At 58.0% G+C, this 1,933-nt stretch carries 5 protein-coding genes; all 5 read left to right on the plus strand.

The features are described from left to right. The first annotated feature begins 112 nt into the window (after positions 1 to 112). The 5 genes from BUB54_RS21050 to BUB54_RS19705 all read left to right on the plus strand — a co-directional run bounded on the left by BUB54_RS21050 (position 113) and on the right by BUB54_RS19705 (position 1,720). On the plus strand, positions 113 to 274 hold the full coding sequence (locus BUB54_RS21050) for a hypothetical protein (RefSeq protein WP_158320147.1): 162 nt from the start codon (positions 113 to 115) through the stop codon (positions 272 to 274). Positions 275 to 286: 12 nt separating this feature from the next. After that, positions 287 to 649: a DUF2958 domain-containing protein gene (locus BUB54_RS19690; protein WP_048880133.1), complete on the plus strand. Its 363-nt coding sequence runs from the start codon at positions 287 to 289 to the stop codon at positions 647 to 649. An 84-nt stretch (positions 650 to 733) separates the two neighbouring features. Further along, entirely contained in the window at positions 734 to 925 is a 192-nt protein-coding gene (locus BUB54_RS19695; protein WP_139285026.1) for a hypothetical protein, read from the plus strand. Positions 926 to 969: 44 nt separating this feature from the next. Next, positions 970 to 1,275: a hypothetical protein gene (locus BUB54_RS19700; RefSeq protein ID WP_048880135.1), complete on the plus strand. Its 306-nt coding sequence runs from the start codon at positions 970 to 972 to the stop codon at positions 1,273 to 1,275. Between the two features lie 136 nt (positions 1,276 to 1,411). After that, positions 1,412 to 1,720 (plus strand): hypothetical protein, encoded by a 309-nt coding sequence (locus tag BUB54_RS19705; protein ID WP_139285027.1) that lies wholly within the window; start codon positions 1,412 to 1,414, stop codon positions 1,718 to 1,720. The last annotated feature ends 213 nt before the right edge of the window (positions 1,721 to 1,933 follow it).

Genomic DNA, 1,933 nt, shown 5'->3' on the forward strand with positions numbered 1-1,933 from the left:
ACGCCCCGCGCCCCGCGCAACCCGGCCGGTCCCGCGCGCCATTGCCCCCTCCCCTCGCTCTCACACGCCAGAAAATAAGCCGGGGCGGTCCCGGCAGTGATGGAGATGAATAATGCCCGATGAACGCACACAATGGATCGAAGCCTTGAAAGAGTTGGAAGCGAACAAAAAGGCTTATGCCGAGAGCAACAATTCCCGCGATCTCGATAAGGTCTATGACGCATTTTACATGCTCGACCTGCAAGGGCTGATCGACTTTCTGGAAACGGTTTGAGGGGGCAGGACAATGGAATTTTTCACATCGAAGGAAAAGGCTCAGCTTCTCGCCAACAATCTTGCGGGGCTGGCGGCAAGGGAAACAGAAGCCGACCATGATCCCTTGCCGGTTATTAAACTATTCCTGCCCGGCACCGGGATGACCTGGCTCATCACCGAACTGGATGACGAGAGCGGGGAGGATGAAGTTGCTTTCGGCTTGTGCGACCTCGGATTTGGAACCCCCGAATTAGGCTATGTGTCTCTAGCGGAGTTGCGCGACCTGAAATCCCGTGTCGGCCTGCGGGTTGAGAAAGATCAAGGCTTCAAGCCGGAAAAGCCCCTGTCGGCCTATACCGCCGAAGCCTCACAAAAAGGAATGATCCTGGCGTGAACTCAGCCGCGTCCACCCTTCCCTGATTGGTGTCCAATGTGGCGGGTTCGCGCCCGCCACCCATTGGTAAAAAAACCGCGGTTGTTGACCCGCGCCTCTGGCGCGGGGGATCTCTCGGCCGCAGACGCGGCCAAGAGGGGGGAGGCGCGCTGGCTCGCCCCTTCCCCAAAGCGCCGGCTACAGCTTGGCAGCGCCGCTCTCTGGCAGGGCTACGCCCCGCCAGCTCGCAACCCGGCCAAGCCCGCCCGCGCTTTTCCCCATCCACCAGCCGTTTAACGCCAGAGAATAAGCGACACGCGATTTTGAGAGGATTGATAGAGATGGCTGCGAAAATCATGATTTGCACGATGTACCCGGTGACGCGGACTCACACGGCGGAATTGCGGGAACAGATGAAGGCGGCAGGTGTTGAAAAGCCCCGCGCCCGGTGTTTCCCGACCGGCGTCGGACGCATCAACATCAAAACCATTGCCGACCGCGAGAAGATCATCCGCATTTTGCTGGATCGTGGCGCCTGTCATTCGTGGGGTGTGCCGCTCACCGAGAAGGACATGGAAAACTGGATCGGCAATGGCGGGCTTGAATATTTCTTTCAATGGAGCCGCCCGCAGACGGCTGCGCGGTAGGACAAACACGTCACCGGCCCAGGCGGGCCGGTGAAATCGAAAAAACTTGAAGTTGATTGGCGAAAGTCGCCATACCACTAGAGCGTAAGAACATAGGGCGAACAGTATGACTCAGCTTATCTACGGCGTCGGCCTTTTGGCGATTCCCGCCTTGCTCTATCTCGGCGTCGCTACCAGACAAGAAAAAACAAAGCCCGCCTTGGTTATTCCGGCGATGCTTTGGATTTTGCTTGACGCTTATCTCGCTTACCGCCTGGCGTTTCCTTCTGTTGATCCGGGTCAAACCGGCTGCTCGATTTTGGCGTATTCCTGCCCGCCGCCCCCGAGCGAGCTGGGCGATTTCATGACAAAGGCCCACCATATCTTTGATCTGGTCCTTCTGTTGGTCCCGGTCGGCATTGTTTCCTTTGTAGGGACTCACTTCGGCGCTAAGCGCCGGTTCTGACTTCCAGGCCCGCCCGGTCAGACGGGCTTTCCTACAAGCCAAGAGATCAAGGGTTCCCTATCTCTTGGCTTCATGACTCCCTCATATCATGATGCCATGAAGTCTTGAACTATAGGTGACTTTAGATTCGAAGGCGGAGCCCTAAAGATTACCGGCCCTGATGGGCCGGGGACCGATCGCCGCAGACGCGGCGACCGCAGGGAGGGGCGGAGC

It is taken from the genome of Acidocella aminolytica 101 = DSM 11237 (assembly GCF_900129125.1).
Lineage (GTDB): Bacteria > Pseudomonadota > Alphaproteobacteria > Acetobacterales > Acetobacteraceae > Acidocella > Acidocella aminolytica.

Excerpts from the sequence above, each read along its gene's own strand:
- BUB54_RS21050 (WP_158320147.1), top strand. The coding sequence starts at position 113 with ATGCCCGATGAACGCACACAATGGATCGAAGCCTTGAAAGAGTTGGAA.
- BUB54_RS19690 (WP_048880133.1), top strand. The coding sequence starts at position 287 with ATGGAATTTTTCACATCGAAGGAAAAGGCTCAGCTTCTCGCCAACAAT.
- BUB54_RS19700 (WP_048880135.1), top strand. The coding sequence starts at position 970 with ATGGCTGCGAAAATCATGATTTGCACGATGTACCCGGTGACGCGGACT.